Here is a 17,060-nt window from a genome sequence, read left to right as displayed (position 1 = left end):
TGTTCAGCGGCCGAAGGTGGCGGATACCACCTCCATGAGTCCCTCGGCGATGTCGGCGTCGTCGGTCAGGCTCTCGACGATGCCGACGCGGCAGGCTGCCACGGGGTCCATGCCGTCCTTGATGAGCAGTGCGGCATAGACGAGCAAGCGTGTGCTGGCTGATTCCTCGAGGTCGCGGTCCTTGAGCGAGCGCAGCGCACCGGCGATGGCGACCAGGCGGCGAGCGAGATCCGGCGGGCAGGCGGTTTCACCGATCAGGATGGCCTCCTCCTGTTCGGCGCGCGGAAAGTCGAAGCGCAGGCTGATGAAGCGCTGGCGGGTGGACGGCTTCATGCCCTTGAGCAGGTTCTGGTAGCCCGGGTTGTAGGACACCACCAGCATGAAGCTGGGTGGAGCCTCGATGAGCTCGCCGGTGCGGTCGATGGGCAGGATGCGGCGATCGTCGGCCAGCGGGTGTAGGACGACGGTCGTGTCCTTGCGCGCCTCGACCACTTCGTCCAGGTAGCAGATGCCACCCTCGCGCACCGCGCGTGTGAGCGGACCGTCGCACCACATGGTGCGGCCCTCGCCGATCAGGTGGCGACCGACGAGATCGGCTGCGGTGAGATCGTCGTGGCAGGCCACGGTAAACAGCGGCAAGCCGAGGCGCGCGGCCATGTGGGCGACGAAGCGGGTCTTGCCGCAACCGGTGGGGCCCTTGATGAGCAGGGGCAGACGGTTCTTCCAGGCGTGCTGGAAGACCTCGACCTCGTCTGCGGCGGGTTGGTAGAAGGGGATGTCGAGGTTGGGCGTGTCGGGCTTCATTGTCCGAGTCCTTTGAGATAGGCGATGGCGATGACGGCCCACACCAGGATCATCCAGCCCATGGTGATGGCACGCCAAAGGAGGGGCGCGTGGCGCAGGGCCATGAAATCGAGAATGATCACTGCGCCTTTCCAGAAGGAGATGGCGGCGAGGGCAGCGATGGCCCAGGTGCCCGCTGCGCCGTGCGTGCCCATGCCCCAGGTGAGCAAGGTTGCGCCGATCAGCGAGAGCCACAGCCAGGTGGCGCGCTTGGGGGTGCCGTGCATGTGCGTGTCCATGGCCGGGCTCCTCAGTGGATCACGTAGACAAGGGGAAAGAGGATCAGCCACACCAGATCCACCATGTGCCAGTAGGCGGCGCCGGTCTCTATCCCGTTCATGTTGCCCGGGCCGTAGCGCCCCTGGCGGGCGTTGTTCCACATCGCCACCAGGATCACGAGCCCGAGGATCACGTGCATGAAGTGAAAGAAGGTGAGCGACAGGTAGAACATGTGGAAGGGGCTGCTCGACAGGCTGATGTCGTGTGCGAAGGCAGCGGCGTACTCGCCGAGCTTGACGACGATGAAGCCCAGGCCGGTGACGATGGCGGCCAGCAGCCAGTTCGCAGCGGCACGTGCGGCACGCAGCTCGGCAGCCTGTACGGCACGAACAACGAAGTAGCTCGAGGTCAGCAGCAGGATCGTGTTGATTGCGCCTGCCGTACGGTCGAGCCCTGCCTGCTCGGCATTGAACAGCTCGATGTTGTTTGCACGGGTGAAGGCGTAGGCGGCGAAGAAGGCGCCGAAGGCAAGCAGCTCCGCCATGATGAAGACCCAGATCGCCAGGTCGCCGGCAAGGCGTGGCTCGGCTGCCGGTGTGGGGTGACCTGCGGCGCCGTGGGGGAGGGATGTGCTTGTCGTTTCCATGCGCGGCAGTCTAGGCAAGCGCGCATGGTTTGAACTTGATCGTGGTTAACTGGTGCCGGGACCCGCGTCCGCGCGCCTCGTGCGGGCCAGCCAATGGCGAGTCACATCCACCATGCGGCTCGCGAACCCCCACTCGTTGTCGAACCACACCATCAGGTTGACCATGCGCTTGCCGATGCTGCGCGTCTGGCCGCCGTCGACGATTGCGGAGTGGGGATCGTGGTTGAAGTCGATCGAAGCGTGCGGCTCGTCCGAATAGGCGATCAGATTGCGGTAGCGACCCTGGGCCGCCTCGCGCAGCAAGCGGTTGATCTCGCCTGCGGTGACGTCGCGCGAGAAGCCGAGCACCATGTCAATCGCCGAGACATTGTGCGTCGGGACGCGGATCGCCTTGGCCTGGACCTTGCCCGCGAGCTCGGGCAGCAGGCGCTCCACCCCGCGTGCCAGTCCGGTCGACACCGGGATGATGGATTGCATCGCCGACCGCGTGCGGCGCAGGTCGGTGTGGTGGTAGCCGTCGATCAGCGGCTGATCATTCATGGCGGAGTGCAATGTGCTCAGCAGCACGTTGTCGATGCCGATCTCGCGCTGCAGCAGGTCGAGTACGGGAACCACCGCGTTGGTCGTGCATGAGGCGTTCGATACCAGCCCCTCGCGGCCGTCCAGCGTCTCGTGGTTGATGCCGTACACGATGGTGGCGTCCACGTCCTCGGCGCCGTTGCCGGGGTGGGACAGGAGCAGGCGGGGGCAGCCGGCGTCGATGAAGCGCTGAAGTTCGGCACGACTGCCGTACTGGCCTGAGCACTCCACGATCAGGTCGGGTTCGAGCGCGGCCCAGTCCACGGCCTCGGGGCTGTCGGCATGGCTGATCAGGATCGGATGACCGTCCACCAGCAGGGCTTCATCGCTGCTGTCCACCTGTCCGGGAAAGCGGCCATGCGTGGAGTCGAAGCGGGTCAGGTAGCTGATGCTTGCGAGATCGGCCGGTTCGTTGATGGCGACGACCTTGAAGGTGTCGACCAGACCAGCTTCGTGGAGCGCGCGCAGGTAGCAGCGCCCGATGCGGCCGTAGCCGTTGATCACGATGCGAAAAGGGGACGACTGATCGGCGCAGGGCGTCGAGGGTACAGGGGAGTGGCTTGCAGCGGGCACGATGTCGACAGTAGGGCTTGGCCTGGCGGGGCCGAGGTGTGGCACCCGCGCGAAGCGCTCATTCTAGCGGCTGGCGCGGCGGCCTCCGGCGCCGGGACGAAAAAAAGGGGCGGCTTTCGCCGCCCCAACCCCTTCCCCTGGATCGCCCAGGAGGTACTACAGAGAGACACCCTTGCTCATCAGGCCTTCGCTGTCTTCGCTTCGCCCTTGATGAAGAAGCTGGCGAGATAGGTCAGCAGACCGATGAAGAACATCACACCTGCCCATTCACGCATCCAGTAGAACAGCATGAGCTGGTCCTGGGTCGCCATGAAGGACATGGGCGTATCGGAGATGCGCTGCAGCCAGACCTGCAGGATGCCGGCGGCGGTCAGGAACAGGGTGATGAAGACCATGGCGATCGTCATCAGCCAGAACGACCACATCTCTACGACCTGAGCCTTCTCGCTGTTGGCGGCACGGCCGCGCAGGATCGGCATCGCGTAGCTGATGATGGTGATGACGACCATCACGTACGCACCGTAGAAGGCCATGTGACCGTGTGCAGCGGTGATCTGCGAGCCGTGGGTGAAGTAGTTCACCGGAGCCAGAGTGTGCAGGAAGCCCCACACGCCGGCGCCGAGGAAGGCCATCACGCCGGTGCCCAGTGCCCACAGCACGGCAGCCTTGTTCGGGTGCTCGCGGCGGCGGCGGTTCACCATGTTGAAGGCGAACACGGTCATGGCGAAGAACGGGATCGGCTCCAGTGCGGAGAAGATCGAGCCCCACCACTGCCAGTACTCCGGCGTACCGATCCAGAAGTAGTGGTGGCCGGTGCCGATGATGCCGGTGCAAAGCGCCAGGGTGATGATCACGTACAGCCACTTCTCGATCACTTCGCGGTCGACGCCGGTCACCTTGATCAGCACGAAGGCGAGCATGGCAGCCATGATCAGTTCCCACACGCCTTCCACCCAAAGGTGCACAACCCACCACCAGTAGAACTTGTCGCGGACGAGGTTGACCGGGTTGTAGAAGGCGAACAGGAAGAAGATCGCCAGGCCCCACAGGCCGAGCAGCAGCACGATGCTGATGACGGTCTTGCGGCCCTTGAGCACGGTCATGGTGATGTTGAACAGGAACGCCAGCGCGACGACAACGATGCCGATCTTCGTCAGCAGGGGCTGCTCGAGGAACTCGCGGCCCATGGTGGCGAGGAGGTCGTTGCCGGTCATCGACGCGAGCGTGGCGTAATCCACCAGCAGGTAGCCGAGGATGGTGGCCGCACCGGCGACGAGGAAGACCCAGAACAGGATCAGCGCCAGCTTCGGGCTGTACAGTTCGGTCTCGGTTTCCTCAGGGATGAGGTAGTAGGCTGCGCCCATGAAGCCAAACAGCAGCCACACGATCAGCAGGTTGGTGTGCACCATCCGGGCGACGTTGAACGGGATTTCCGGGAACAGGAAGTCGCCGACGACATACTGCATGCCCAGGATCAGGCCGAAGATGATTTGCCCCACGAATAGCCCGATCGCCGCTATGAAGTAGGGCATGGCGACCGCTTGTGATTTGTATTGCATGTGTGATCCCCTTGTGGTCTCCAGGTTTCCGGTCAACCTTCGATGTTGGGCGGCCAGTTGGCAGTGTTGATGCCAGCTGTGTACTTGAAGAACGCCACGAGCTGGTCGAGCTCTTCATCGGTGAGGTGGAAGTTCGGCATCTGGCGACGACCCGGGGCGCCCGTGGGCTGGGACATCATCCACGCCTTGATGAACTCCGGTCCGCGGCGGGTATAGACGTTGCCGAGTTCCGGTGCGAAGTAGGCGCCTTCACCCAGCAGGGTGTGGCAGCCCAGACAGTTGCGCGTTTCCCAGATGTGCTTGCCGGCGGCGACTTCGGGGGTGAGGTTTTGCCGGTTGTCGCGATTCGGCAGTTCGCGTTCGGTGTCGAAGGTGAGCGCCAGGAACAGGAGGAAGAAGAACACCGTTCCCCCGTAGAAGATGTTCCGCGCCATGGATTTTGTGAAGATACCGCTCATGGAGTACTCCTCATCGCTAGTCTCGTTTTGTCTGGATTGGTGTCAGGTTGGCTGGGTGGTTCAGGGGTTGCACCGGAACAGGGATGAACCGATGGTGGCCGAATTGTCGGATCGGCGTCCCCGGGCCTCCATGATTTGAATCAAGATTGCCCGGAAGGCGCGTCGGCGCGGCCCGCAGCGTGCCTTGCGGCGGTGCGGGAACGAGGTCCTGGCATTCACGGGGCATGACCTGCGGATGTCAGGCAACACTGGAGTGTCGATACGATGTGGCGAGATTTGGCAGATGTGCGCCGCGGCCTGTTGGCGGTGGGCGCTGCGGCCGTGCTGGCCTTACCTGCTGCGGCAAGCGGTGAGGGCTGGATTGCGGTGGATGTCGGGCACACGCTGGTGGCGCCAGGGGCCATCAGTGCGCGCGGGCGAAGCGAGTTCGAATTCAATCTCGACCTGGCGCGTGCGCTCGTCGATGCCCTTTCCGCACGGGGCATGGAGGCCAGGCTGATCAACGCCGACGGCCGTATCGAGAGTCTGCAGGCACGCCCTCGTGCCGCCGAGGGGGCGCGTTTGCTGGTGTCCATCCACCACGACTCGGTCAATGCATTCGAACTGAGGCCCTGGCAATGGGCGGGCAGGGCCCTCGACTACAACGACGACTTTGCAGGCCACTCGCTGTTCGTGTCACGCGACAATCCGGACACCGCGATGAGCATATTGTGCGCGCGGGTGATGGGTGCGCGCCTGCAGCGCATGGGCTTCGAGCCTACGCACAAGAATGGCCGCCGGCGTGAGTACGTGGACTTCGAGCATGCCGTGCACTATTTCGATGGGCTGGCCGTGTTGCGCCACGCGCGCATGCCGGCCGTGCTGTTCGAGGCCGGCGTGCTGAAGAACCGGGATGAGGAGTTGCTGCTGCGGGATCCGCAGCGTCAGGCACGCATGGCTGACGGTATTGCGACCGCGTTGGCGGCGTGCCTGGGCCACGGTGTGCCGGCTGACGATGAGGCGACGGCGGATCGACGGTCGCCTTGAGTGCCGGCGGCCCAGGGCTGTCCAGGGCCGCCTTGGCGATCAGCGCGAGCTGGGCAGGCGCGACGAGACGCCCTGGACGAAATAGTCCATGCGCCCGAGCGTGGCATCGTCCATTACTGCGCCAGCGGCGAGGCGTTCCGTTCCCGCCTGGTCGACCACTGGGCCGGTGAAGGGGTGGAAGCTGCCGTCGCGGATGCGCCCTTCCAGGTCGCGGACCATGGCCTGCACGTCCTCCGGCACTGCGGGGTTCATTGGGGCGAGTTTGATCATGCCGTCCTTGATGCCGCCCCAGACGCTCTCCGGCTTCCAGGTGCCGGCAAGCACGTCGTTCACGGTGCGCGTGTAGAACTCGCCCCAGTGATGGGTGGTGGCGGTGAGTTGTGCCTTGGGGCCGTACTTGGACATGTCCGAGTGGTAACCGAAGGCGTATACGCCGCGTTCTTCCGCGGCCTGCACGGTGGCGGTCGAGTCGGTGTGATGGGTAACCACGTCCGCACCCTGGGAGATCAGTGTCATCGCGGCTTCGCGTTCCTTGCCCGGGTCGTACCAGCTGTTGGCCCAGATGACGCGGACTTCGATGTCCGGGTTGACGCTGCGCGCGCCCATCGTGAAGGCGTTGATACCCTGCAGTACCTCGGGAATGGGGAAGGCGCCGACGTAGCCCAGCACCTTGGACTTGGTCATCTTGCCGGCGATCACGCCATTGAGGTAGCGGCCCTCGTAGAAGCGGGCGTTGTACGGTGCGAAGTTCTTCGCTGACTTGTAGCCCGTGGCATGCAGGAAAGTGACATTGGGGAACTGGCGCGCCACGCGCTCGACATAGTTCATGTAGCCGAAGCTGGTGGCGAACACGATCTTGCTGCCGCTCGCTGCAAACTCGCGTATCACGCGTTCGGCGTCGGCACCTTCCGCCACGCTCTCGACGTAGCGTGTCTCGATCTTGTTGCCAAGGGCTGCCTCCATTTCCTTGCGTCCCTCGTCGTGCTGGTATGTCCAGCCGGCATCGCCGATCGGGCTCACATAGACGAAGCCGATCTTGGCGGGCGCCTCGGCGGCAGCGCTGAGCGGAAGAGATGCGGCGACCGCGAGCGCGGCAGCGGACAGGATGAACTGACGACGATGGCGCATCGGAAATCTCCTTGTTGGGTGGTATGCGATGGTGCGGAGTGTTGCCGCGAGGTGGCCGCTTGCAGTGATCAGGCCATGTTTGTGTCGGTGGCCCGAACGCATTCGCGGACCAGTCCTGGCCCGCGGTAGATGAGGCCGCTGTAGAGCTGGACGAGGCTTGCCCCAGCGTCGAGCTTGGCGCGTGCGCCGGCGCCGTCGAGGACGCCGCCGGCGGCAATGATGGGCAACTCGCCGCCCAGCGTTGCAGCGAGCTTGCGCACTACGGCAGTGGAGGCCTCGAAGACCGGTGCGCCGGATAGTCCGCCCTGTTCGTTGCCGTGACGCATGCCTTCGACCTTGTCACGCGCGATCGTCGTATTGGTGGCAATCACGCCGTCGATACGGTGACGTCGAAGCGCATCGGCGATGTTCGTCACCTGGGCGTCATCGAGATCGGGCGCGATCTTGAGTGTCAGCGGCACGTAGCGGCCATGGCTGTCGGCGAGCCGTGTCTGGGCCTGCTTGAGGCGCCCGAGCAACTCATCGAGTTCGGACTCGCCTTGCAGTTGGCGCAGATTCTTCGTGTTCGGTGAGGAGATGTTCACGGTGACGTAGCTCGCCAGCGCGTACACCTTCTGCAGGCATGCAAGGTAATCGTCGACGGCTTGTTCGATTGGCGTGTCGAAGTTCTTGCCGATATTGATGCCCAGGATGCCCTGGTAGCGTGCCGACCGCACGTGCGCCAGCAGCGCATCGACGCCATGGTTGTTGAAACCCATGCGGTTGATGATGGCGCGGGCCTCGGGCAGGCGAAACATGCGCGGGCGCGGATTGCCGGGTTGCGCACGCGGTGTGACGGTGCCGATCTCGATGAAGCCGAATCCCATGCGTGCCAAGCCGTCGATGGCCTCGCCGTTCTTGTCGAGACCTGCAGCGAGACCGATTCGGTTCGGAAAGCTCAAGCCCATGACCTCGACCGGTGTTGCCGGTTCGGGTGTTCCGGCCGGCAGCAGCTTGCCGGCGTAGTGCAGGGCGTGGAGAGCGAATTCGTGGGCGTTTTCGGCGTCGAGCGAAAACAGCAGCGGGCGAGCGAGATCGTAGAGCATCGCACGATTGTAGCGATTCGTGCGGGTCGCGGCGAGGTGCACCGCGCGCCGGGTCGCCACCTCAGCGTATTCGTCTCAGACGTCCGCCCTGAAGGGGCGCCACTCGCCTTCCTGAAGGATCTCGAGCGCGGCAAAGCGGGACTTGTAGGCCATCTTCGGGCTTTGCGCGATCCAGTAGCCGAGATAGACATGGGCGAGATCGAGCCGGCGGCAGGCCTCGATCTGCCAAAGGATGCCGTAGGTGCCCAGAGCGCCACGTGGCAGGTCAGGCTCGTAGAAGGTGTAGACGCTGGACAGCCCGTCTGCCAGTCGGTCGATGATGCTCACCATGCGCAGGGTGTCGCCGTCGCGGAATTCCACGAGCCGGGTGTCGACATGGCTTTGCAGCAGGAAGTGGCTGTACTGCTCGCGATTGTCCAGGTCCATGCCGCCGCCGCAATGCCGAGCGGCCTGATAGCGCTGATAGAGCAGGTAGTGCTCTTCGCGGAACTCTAGCGCATGCTCGCTTGCGCGCAGGCCGGCATGCTGCTTCCAGGCGCGGCGTTGGCTGCGGCTGGGGTGGAAGCCCGAGGCGACAATGCGAACAGGAACGCAGGCGCGACAATGGTCGCAGTAGGGGCGGTAGGTGAATACGCCGCTGCGGCGAAAGCCACGACGCACGAGTTCGCTATAGACCTGAGGGTCGATCAGATGACCGGGCGTTGCTACCTGTGAACGCGCGCTACGATCGCTCAGGTAGGAGCAGGCGTAGGGCGCCGTGGCGTAGAACTGGATCAGGGCGTAGGGGTAGTCCTGCTGCATCGCGTGATCTGCCGAGTGAGCGTTCGGTTCAGGTCCAGTCGAAGTCGGAAGCGGCGTCTGCCGCCCAGCGTTGGGGTGAGGGGCCCTCGGCGGTCCAGCGTTCGAGAGCAGCGGAGAAGACCTTTCGTGGCAGTTCGCAAGCCCCCATCGAAAGTAGGTGCGGTGTCGTCATCTGGCAGTCGATCATGCCATAAGCACGTAAGCCGAGCAGCCGGCAAAGATGCGCGAGCGCCACCTTGGACGCATCTGTCTCGTGTGCAAACATCGACTCGCCGTAAAACACCCTTCCAAGTGCAATTCCGTAAAGCCCGCCCACCAGCCTTCCGTCTCGCCAGCATTCGACACTGTGCGCGTAACCCAGTTCATGCATGTGCAGGTAGGCGCCCTGCATCTCGGCGGTGATCCAGGTCCCGGAGGCGTTCGCACGGGGTGCGGCACAGGCCTGCATCACGGCGGCGAAGGCGGTGTCCAGCCTGACCTCGAAACGGCGCCTGCGCAGCACCTTGCGCAGCGAGTGGCTGATGTGCACGCGCTCGGGGATAAGGACGAGCCGGGGGTCCGGACTCCACCACAGGATGGGTTCTCCTGCGCTGAACCACGGGAATACGCCCCGGCGGTATGCCGCCAGGAGCCACTCGGGTGAAAGGGCGCCGCCGGCGGCGAGCAAGCCATTCGGTTCAGCGAGGGCGCGCTCGAGCGGTGGAAAGGTGGGCGCGTCCAGCCAGGGGATCATGCCGTCAAGGCGAGTGGGTGGGCGACCATGTTCAAGCCCGTGCTTTCGTCCTGAAAGGTCACCACGTGATCGACGCCGAGGCGTATGCCGATGTGTTCGCCAATGGCATGGTTGTGATGGCTCTGCACCAATGAAAGCACGCGTGCGCCACTGCCGAGGCGCAGGGTGTACAGGATGTCGGCGCCTCGGAAGGCCTTGTGCACGACTTCGGCCTTGAGCGGACTGTCGTCGTCATGGACGATGTCGTCCGGGCGCAGCAGCACGTCGACGTCGCTGCCGTGTGCGCAGCCACCGCAGTCCTCTCCGCAAACAAGCGGCAGCGCGCTGTTGAGGATGCCGAGTTCGACGCGCACCTGGCGGTCATTCAGAACGCGGCCACGCAGGAATACGCCTTGGCCGATGAAGTCCGCGACGAAACGGTTAACCGGCTTGTGATAAAGGTTGTAAGGCGTGTCCCACTGCTGGATGCGTCCTTCGTGCATGATGCCGATCTCGTCGGCAACAGCGAAGGCTTCGTGCTGGTCATGCGTGACCAGGATGGCCGTGGTGTTGGTGGCCTTGATGATGTCGCGGACTTCGTAGGACAGGCGCTCGCGCAGTTCGACGTCCAGGTTCGAGAACGGCTCATCGAGCAGCAGCAGGCTCGGGCGTGGTGCGAGTGCACGCGCGAGCGCTACACGTTGCTGCTGTCCGCCCGAAATCTCGTGTGGATACTTGGTGCCGTGCTCGGCCAGACCGACCAGTCCGAGCAGTTCCGTAACGCGCTCACGACGGCTCGCAGCGTTCTCGCCGCGCAGTCCGAAGGCGATGTTGTCAGCGACCGACAGGTGGGGGAAGAGGGCGTAGTCCTGGAACACCATGCCGATGCGCCTGCGCTCGGGGGCAAGGCTGTGCTCGGGCGTGCTGACGATGTTGCCGTCGAGCAGGATCTGACCGCCGGCCAGGCGTTCGAACCCTGCAATGCAGCGCAGGACCGTGGTCTTGCCGCAGCCGGAGGGGCCCAGCAGGCAGCCGATACTGCCTTTTTCAAGGCGAAGCGACAGCTTGCGCACGACCGAGTGCTTGCCGAAGGCGAGATCAATGTCGTCGAGTTGCAGATGTGACATGGCTTTTACGGCTGCCGAGATTTTTTGTACGGGCGATTATTGCACCGGGGCGTTCCAAATGCGATCAATTATAATTCGCCCCGACAAGCGGGCGTGCTCGATCCTCGGCGCCCCACAACAATGGATACGGAATGAACGGAATGGGAGGGCAGGGCGCCGCGCGCCTGGAGTGGTCGACACTGACCCTGAGTGCGGTGCTGATTGCGACGCTCATCGCGGCGCCCGTGCTGTCGGTGTTCTCCAACGTCTTCATCGGCGGTACCAGCGATACCTGGGGGCACCTGGCCGACACCGTACTGGGCGAGTTCGTTGTCAATACGGTCATTCTCTGTGTCGGCGTCGGCTTGGGCGTGGCTTCGATCGGCGTGACCACGGCGTGGCTCACCACGATGCTGGACTTCCCGGGGCGCCGCTTCTTCGAGTGGGCGCTGGTGCTGCCCTTGGCGATGCCTGCGTATGTGATGGCGTACGTGTACACCGATTTCCTGCAGTTCGTCGGCCCGGTGCAGAGCTTCCTGCGCGAGACCTTCGGCTGGCGGCGTGGAGACTACTGGTTTCCGGACGTGCGCACGGTGGGTGGTGCAGTTGCGATGTTCATGTTCGTGCTCTATCCCTACGTATACATGATTGCACGCGCGGCTTTTCTGGAGCGTGCCGGGGGCATGCTCGAGGCCGGGCGCTCGCTCGGGCTCGGCCCCTGGGGCTCTTTCTTTCGCGTGTCTCTGCCGCTGGCGCGTCCGGCGGTTGTCGCCGGTACGGCGCTGGCCTTGATGGAGACGCTGGCCGACTTCGGCACGGTCTCCTATTTCGGCGTACAGACCTTCACCACCGGGATCTATCGGGCCTGGTTCTCGCTTGGTGACCGCATTGCCGCTGCGCAACTGTCGGCGGCCCTGCTTGCCTTCGTGATCCTCGTCCTCACGCTCGAGCGCATCTCACGCGGCCGGGCGCGTTTCAACAACACTTCGCGTCAGAGCAAGCTGCCGGTGCGGCATCGCCTCGCCTTGCTGCCCGGGCTGCTTGCCGCATTCGCGTGCTTCATGCCCCTGCTGCTCGGCTTCCTGCTGCCCGCAGGGCTGCTGCTGCAGATGGCGTTCGCGGAGGGTGATGCCCAGTTCGGACCGCGCTTCGTTCAGCTCGCGCGCAACAGCTTCGTGCTTGCCTCGGTCACAGCCGTCATTGCGGTGCTGCTTGCCGTATTGCTGGCCTATGCCGCGCGGCTGGCGCGATCGCGTCTGCCGCAGGCGCTCAACCGTGTCGTCGGCATGGGCTATGCGGTGCCAGGCTCGGTGATCGCGGTGGGGGTGCTGATCCCGCTGACTCGCCTCGACAACTGGCTGGCGCAGGTGTGGACGGTGGTCTCGGGCAGCAACCCCGGACTCATCCTCACCGGCGGCATCGCCGCGCTTGTGTATGCCTACCTTGCGCGTTTCCTGGCGGTTGCCTTGCAGACGGTCGATTCGAGTCTGGGCAAGATCACGCCGAGCATGGACGACGCGTCGCGCAGTCTGGGCTATGGCAAGTGGGCGACGCTGGCCCGCGTGCATGTGCCGATGCTCAGGGGCAGCCTGCTCACGGCCGGCCTGCTGGTCTTCGTCGACGTGATGAAGGAGCTGCCCGCCACACTGGTGATACGCCCCTTCAACTTCGATACGCTGGCAACTCAGGCGCATACGCTGGCCGCAGACGAACGGCTTGCGGAAGCTTCGACTGCGGCGCTGATCATCGTTGCGGTGGGCTTGTTGCCGATGATCGTGATCTCGAGGCAGATCCTGGCCGCCCGACGGCGTTAGCAGCGCGCTTGCGCAGCGGTTGCGGTGCTGGAAGCCGTGAGTGCGGAAATGGCGGTGGAAAGTGGGTCTTACGTGGTCCCATGCCATGGGCACGGTGGGAGATAATCCGGGTAGCTAAACCGCACTCAGTTCTCGCATACGAGCGTCCCGTGTCGATCAAGTCCGTCAGCAAACCCGTCAGTTGGTCGATCGTGCTCGGTGTCGTGTTCATCCTCAGCGGCTTCATGCCGCCAGGCAGGCTGTTCTCGGACCCGGAGCACTATCTCGCATTGCATACGGCGCTCGAGTTCTTCTCGATCGCGGTGGCGGCCATGGTGTTCGCGCTCGGCTGGAATCTGCGCCACACCACGCGGGGCGGACGTCTGGTCTGGCTGGGGGCAGTGTTCCTGGGCGTCGGTCTGATCGACTTTGCCCACACCTTGTCATACGCAGGCATGCCTGTGTTCGTTACCCCAAGCGGGGCCGACAAGGCCATACAGTTCTGGCTTGCAGCGCGCCTGCTGTTGGTGGTTGGCTTGCTTGTGTTTGCACTGCTGCCCGAACGGCGCTGGCCACCTGCATGTGCGGACGGGGTGACGGCTGCCGCGCTCGGCATTGCGCTGCTGACGATGTGGGTCGTGCTGTGGCATCAGGACTGGCTCCCGGTCAGCTTCATCCCCGGTGAAGGGGTCACCCCCTTCAAGGTCGGCGCCGAGTACGTTCTTGCGGCGCTCTATGTGCTGGCCGCCCTGATGCTTTGGCAACGGGCGCTGCGCGATCGGGATGCCTCTGCTCGATGGCTGGCCGCCGCTGCCTGGGTACTCGCGCTCGCTGAGCTGTATTTCACCCTGTACGTCGATGTGAGCGACCTCTTCAATGTGGCTGGGCATCTCTACAAGTTCGCAGCCTACGCCATGATCTACCGCGCCGTGTTCGTGTCCGGCGTGCGTGAACCTCAGCAGGCGCTCAGGCGTGAGCAGGCGCTGCTGCGTGCCTTGATCGATTCGGTGCCGGACCTGATTGCCTTCAAGGATCCGCAGGGGCGCTACCTGGGCTGCAACAAGGCGTACGCAAAGGCTTATGGCGTGCGCGAGTGCGATCTCGTCGGCCTGCGCGAGGAGACGGCCATGCGTGCTGCGGGCAATCTCGACGGAGCGGGGGCTGACGGAGGTGTGGTCAGTACCCCCGAGCATCACGAGGAATGGCTGGAGACGGTCGATGGCGGACTTCGCCTGCTTGACACCCTGCGCACGCCTTATCGTGACGAGAATGGCGTCACCCTTGGCGAGATCCGCATCAGTCGCGATTTCACCGAGCGCCGCAAGATGCGAGAGCAGATCGCCGAGCGCGAGCAGCGTGTGATGCTTGCCGTGGAGAGCGCCGGGCTGGGCGTATGGGACTGGGACCTGCGCAGCGGGCGCTGCGTGTTCAGCCCCACCTGGTGCGAGATGATCGGTTTCCGTGCGGACGAGCTCCCGGCGCACGTGTCGGCCTGGGAGGAGCGCGTACATCCCGAAGACTGGGGTGACATCCGTGCTGCGCTCGAGCCCCACCTTGGAGGTGCGACCGAGAGCTACCGGGTGGAGTATCGCATCCGCCATCAAGACGGCCACTGGGTGTGGGTGATGGCTGCCGGGCGCGTGCTCGATCGTGACGAGCAAGGTGCAGCAGCGCGCGTGGTCGGGATCCATCAGGACATATCGCAGCGCAAGACGATGGAGGAGAGCTTGCTGCAGTTGGCGACGAGCGACCCGCTGACGGGGTTGTGGAATCGGCGCCACTTCACCGAGATGATGCGCGGAGAGCTTGGTCGCGTCCGTCGTGGCCAATCGCAGGCCGCGCTGCTTCTGCTCGACCTCGACCACTTCAAGCGGGTCAACGACACTCACGGCCATGCAGCGGGCGATATCGTCCTGCGGCACTTCGTTAACGTGGTCGACGTGCAGCTGCGCGAGGCCGATGTGTTCGCGCGCATGGGGGGGGAGGAGTTTGCCGTCCTGCTGCCCTGCATTGATGCGCTCGGCGCGATGCGGGTGGCGGAGCGGCTTTGCCGCGTGGTAGCCGCGAGCCCGGCAATGGTCGACGGCCAGCCGCTGTCATTCACGGTCAGTGTGGGGGTGGCGATGCTGCATGAGGCTGACCAGGCCCATGACGAGGCGTATTCGCGTGCCGATGAGGCGCTCTATGCAGCAAAGCATGGTGGGCGCAATCGCGCCGTCCTGGCGCGTGAACGTGACACGGCCCCGCCGTCTTTCGAAGGCGGGGCCGTGTCGGTCAGCCCGGGTTGATGGGCTCCCGTCGCATGCGGCGACGGGCCATCGGGCTCAGCGGTAGCCAGCGCGGTCGAAGATGCGCTGTGCTTCGGCAACGGTTGCAGCCAGCTCGCCGATCGGCAAGGTGTCGGCCTTGAACTCGCCGAGCGTGTTGAGCGCGGCATTGTCGATCTTGAACGTCGTCACCACCGGCCACTCGTTGTTGCCGTTGGCAAAGTAGGCCTGGGCTTCGTCGGAGGCCAGGTATTCCAGGAACTTGACCGCTGCTTCCTTGTTGGGCGCGTTCTTGAGCATGCCGGCGCCCGACACGTTGATGTGCGTACCCCAGCTGTCCTGGTTGGGCCATACGGCCTTGATGTTGGCAACCGCGGCCTGGTCTTCGGGCTTCGTCGAGTTCATCAGACGCGCGAGGTAGTAGCTGTTGGCAATGGCGACGCCGCATTCGCCCGCCGCTACCGCGCGGATCTGATCGGTATCGCCACCCTTCGGAGCGCGAGCGAAATTGGCGACGATGCCCTTGGCCCAGTTCTCGGTCGCTTCGGCGCCGTTGTGCTTGATCATGGCCGCGCCGAGCGACAGGTTGTAGGGGTGGCTGCCCGAACGCGTGCACACCTGGCCCTTGAGGGCGGGGTCGGCGAGCTGCTCGTAGGTCTTGACCTGCTCTTCCTTCACCATCGTCGGGTTGAACACGATGATGCGCGCGCGAGTGGAGTAGGACACCCAGTTGTCGGCACGCAGGTGGGCCGGGACGCGAGCCTCGATCTCGGCCGACTTCACCGGCGCGAAGATGCCCATCTCATCGGCCTTGCCAAGGCGAGAAGCGTCGACGGTGATGAAGATGTCTGCCGGGCTGTTGGCGCCTTCGGTGCGGATGCGCTCGAGCAGTTCGTCTTCCTTGGCCTCGATGCGGTTGATCTTGATGCCGGTCTGCTTGGTGAAGTTGCCATACAGCTGCTCGTCCGTCTGGTAGTGGCGGGCCGAGTAGATGTTGAGTTCGGCCGCGTGAGCCGTTGCAGCCAGGCCGAGGGCGGAAAGAAGGGAGGCGAGGACGACTTTCTTCATGATGCTCGAGGGCCCCTGAGGGTTGTTATGGGTGAGCGGATAATAACGATAAAGATTCGCAGTTGCAAATTGGTCTCATTGCGTGCACTATTGTTGCGAATCATTCGCAACAAGGAAATGTCATGGATGCACTGCTGGTGGGTGCCGATCGTCTCGGAAACATACCTGATGTACTCGACCGCTACGGTATTCGCATCGCGAGCCATGTCAGTGGTCGCGATACCAGCCATCAAAGGCGATCGGCGTCTCTGCCGAGCGGGATCGGCATGGTGATCCTCTTCACTGATTTCCTCGGTCATAACGTGATGCAGCGCTTCCGTGAGGCGGCAACGCGGGAGGGCGTGATGTTCGTGTGCTGCCGGCGATCGACCTGCGCCCTGCAGCAAGCCCTGGGCAAGCGGTTCGATGAGCGCTGTCAGCAGTGTCCGGCGCACGCAAAGGGGGCATGTCGCAAGACGCACTGAGCGCAGCTGGCATCACCCGGGCCGTAAACGTTCGATGCCCCGCATCGGAGCGGGGCATCGAACGTTGTGTGTAGCAGGAGGGGTATCAGCGCATCGCCGAGAGCGAAGGCATGAAGTCGGTGGTGGCGTCGTCGTCCACCAGGCGGCGGGCACCGTTGAAGCGTTGCGCCCAATAGCGAGTGGCGATGCTCTCGACCCTCACCTTGCCGCCTGTCGAAGGCGCATGGACGAACTTGCCGTCGCCGAGGTAGATGCCCACGTGGGAGAAGGTGCGGCGCATGGTATTGAAGAACACCAGATCGCCGGGCTTCAATTCCTGGCGGCTGACCTTGTCACCCAGATTGGCCATTTCGCGTGCCGTGCGGGGCAGGTCGAGTCCGATCGCATTCCGGAACACGTTGAGTACGAGCCCGCTGCAGTCCAGTCCCGTTTCTGGTGAAGTGCCACCACGGCGATAGCGGATGCCCAGGTAAGACAACGCTTCATCGACGAGCTGTTCGGCAGTGCTCGCATATTCTTCCAGCGCCGACCGTTGCGCTTGGGTGGCGGTTGCGACAGGCCGCTCGGCCGTGTGGGCGGCCAAGGGCGCAAGCGCAAGGGCCGCGACAAGAGTGAGAGTGAGTCGGCGCAAAAACATTCGGCGGAATATACGCATGCGAATGGCGCTTGTAAATAGGTATACCCTAGGTCGAGGAACCGGAGAGGTCGAGACGTGTCACAGCAAGCTGTTCGA

At 64.1% G+C, this 17,060-nt stretch carries 17 protein-coding genes; 4 read left to right on the top strand and 13 right to left on the bottom strand.

The window, feature by feature from the left end; all coding sequences use genetic code 11:
• Positions 1-3: 3 nt before the first annotated feature.
• The 6 genes from C662_RS08260 to C662_RS08235 form a co-directional block, all read right to left on the bottom strand.
• Positions 4-804 (bottom strand): CbbQ/NirQ/NorQ/GpvN family protein, encoded by an 801-nt coding sequence (locus tag C662_RS08260; protein WP_002927181.1) that lies wholly within the window; start codon positions 802-804, stop codon positions 4-6.
• A complete protein-coding gene (locus tag C662_RS08255; protein ID WP_002927180.1) occupies positions 801-1,082 on the bottom strand; it encodes a cytochrome C oxidase subunit IV family protein in 282 nt (93 codons plus the stop codon). The genes C662_RS08260 and C662_RS08255 overlap by 4 nt, the downstream gene beginning before the upstream one ends.
• 11 nt (positions 1,083-1,093) lie before the next feature.
• Positions 1,094-1,708: a cytochrome c oxidase subunit 3 gene (locus tag C662_RS08250; protein WP_002927174.1), complete on the bottom strand. Its 615-nt coding sequence runs from the start codon at positions 1,706-1,708 to the stop codon at positions 1,094-1,096.
• Positions 1,709-1,753: 45 nt separating this feature from the next.
• Positions 1,754-2,791 (bottom strand): type I glyceraldehyde-3-phosphate dehydrogenase, encoded by a 1,038-nt coding sequence (locus C662_RS08245; RefSeq protein ID WP_002927171.1) that lies wholly within the window; start codon positions 2,789-2,791, stop codon positions 1,754-1,756.
• 248 nt (positions 2,792-3,039) lie between these two features.
• On the bottom strand, positions 3,040-4,419 hold the full coding sequence (locus C662_RS08240; RefSeq protein WP_002927169.1) for a cbb3-type cytochrome c oxidase subunit I: 1,380 nt from the start codon (positions 4,417-4,419) through the stop codon (positions 3,040-3,042).
• A 32-nt stretch (positions 4,420-4,451) separates the two neighbouring features.
• A complete protein-coding gene (locus C662_RS08235; RefSeq protein ID WP_002935609.1) occupies positions 4,452-4,877 on the bottom strand; it encodes a c-type cytochrome in 426 nt (141 codons plus the stop codon).
• A gap of 264 nt (positions 4,878-5,141) precedes the next feature.
• Here C662_RS08235 and C662_RS08230 point away from each other — a divergent pair, with 264 nt between their 5' ends.
• Positions 5,142-5,903, top strand: a complete 762-nt coding sequence (locus C662_RS08230) for an N-acetylmuramoyl-L-alanine amidase family protein (protein ID WP_002927164.1) — start codon at positions 5,142-5,144, stop codon at positions 5,901-5,903.
• A 39-nt stretch (positions 5,904-5,942) separates the two neighbouring features.
• On the opposite strand, the gene C662_RS08225 is transcribed toward C662_RS08230, so the two are convergent.
• The 5 genes from C662_RS08225 to C662_RS08205 form a co-directional block, all read right to left on the bottom strand.
• Complete coding sequence (locus C662_RS08225; protein WP_002927158.1) at positions 5,943-7,031, bottom strand: BMP family ABC transporter substrate-binding protein; 1,089 nt, start codon at positions 7,029-7,031, stop codon at positions 5,943-5,945.
• A gap of 68 nt (positions 7,032-7,099) precedes the next feature.
• Positions 7,100-8,116: a quinone-dependent dihydroorotate dehydrogenase gene (locus C662_RS08220; protein ID WP_037982151.1), complete on the bottom strand. Its 1,017-nt coding sequence runs from the start codon at positions 8,114-8,116 to the stop codon at positions 7,100-7,102.
• A 75-nt stretch (positions 8,117-8,191) separates the two neighbouring features.
• Positions 8,192-8,917: an arginyltransferase gene (locus tag C662_RS08215; protein WP_002927151.1), complete on the bottom strand. Its 726-nt coding sequence runs from the start codon at positions 8,915-8,917 to the stop codon at positions 8,192-8,194.
• Positions 8,918-8,945: 28 nt separating this feature from the next.
• Positions 8,946-9,650 carry a leucyl/phenylalanyl-tRNA--protein transferase gene (aat, locus tag C662_RS08210; protein WP_002927150.1) on the bottom strand — a complete coding sequence of 235 codons (705 nt, stop codon included), beginning with the start codon at positions 9,648-9,650 and terminating at the stop codon, positions 8,946-8,948.
• Positions 9,647-10,756: an ABC transporter ATP-binding protein gene (locus C662_RS08205; protein ID WP_002927149.1), complete on the bottom strand. Its 1,110-nt coding sequence runs from the start codon at positions 10,754-10,756 to the stop codon at positions 9,647-9,649. Before C662_RS08205 ends, aat begins: the two co-directional genes overlap by 4 nt.
• A 140-nt stretch (positions 10,757-10,896) precedes the next feature.
• Here C662_RS08205 and C662_RS08200 point away from each other — a divergent pair, with 140 nt between their 5' ends.
• Complete coding sequence (locus tag C662_RS08200) at positions 10,897-12,549, top strand: ABC transporter permease (protein ID WP_002927148.1); 1,653 nt, start codon at positions 10,897-10,899, stop codon at positions 12,547-12,549.
• Positions 12,550-12,698: 149 nt separating this feature from the next.
• Positions 12,699-14,816, top strand: a complete 2,118-nt coding sequence (locus C662_RS08195; RefSeq protein WP_002927147.1) for a sensor domain-containing diguanylate cyclase — start codon at positions 12,699-12,701, stop codon at positions 14,814-14,816.
• Positions 14,817-14,852: 36 nt separating this feature from the next.
• Here the strand turns inward: C662_RS08195 and C662_RS08190 are convergent, their stop codons facing one another.
• Positions 14,853-15,863 carry a Fe(3+) ABC transporter substrate-binding protein gene (locus C662_RS08190; RefSeq protein ID WP_002927143.1) on the bottom strand — a complete coding sequence of 337 codons (1,011 nt, stop codon included), beginning with the start codon at positions 15,861-15,863 and terminating at the stop codon, positions 14,853-14,855.
• 122 nt (positions 15,864-15,985) lie between these two features.
• Between C662_RS08190 and C662_RS08185 the strand changes: the two genes are divergently transcribed.
• A complete protein-coding gene (locus C662_RS08185) occupies positions 15,986-16,327 on the top strand; it encodes a DUF2325 domain-containing protein (RefSeq protein ID WP_002927134.1) in 342 nt (113 codons plus the stop codon).
• Between the two features lie 85 nt (positions 16,328-16,412).
• On the opposite strand, the gene C662_RS08180 is transcribed toward C662_RS08185, so the two are convergent.
• Complete coding sequence (locus C662_RS08180) at positions 16,413-16,964, bottom strand: C40 family peptidase (RefSeq protein WP_002927133.1); 552 nt, start codon at positions 16,962-16,964, stop codon at positions 16,413-16,415.
• Between the last annotated feature and the right edge of the window lie 96 nt (positions 16,965-17,060).

Origin of the sequence: Thauera sp. 28, from assembly GCF_000310145.2 — a bacterium.
Classification (GTDB): Bacteria; Pseudomonadota; Gammaproteobacteria; order Burkholderiales; family Rhodocyclaceae; genus Thauera; species Thauera mechernichensis.
The sequence above is the reverse complement of the archived record's forward strand: the minus strand, read 5'-3'. Positions and strand labels throughout refer to the sequence as shown.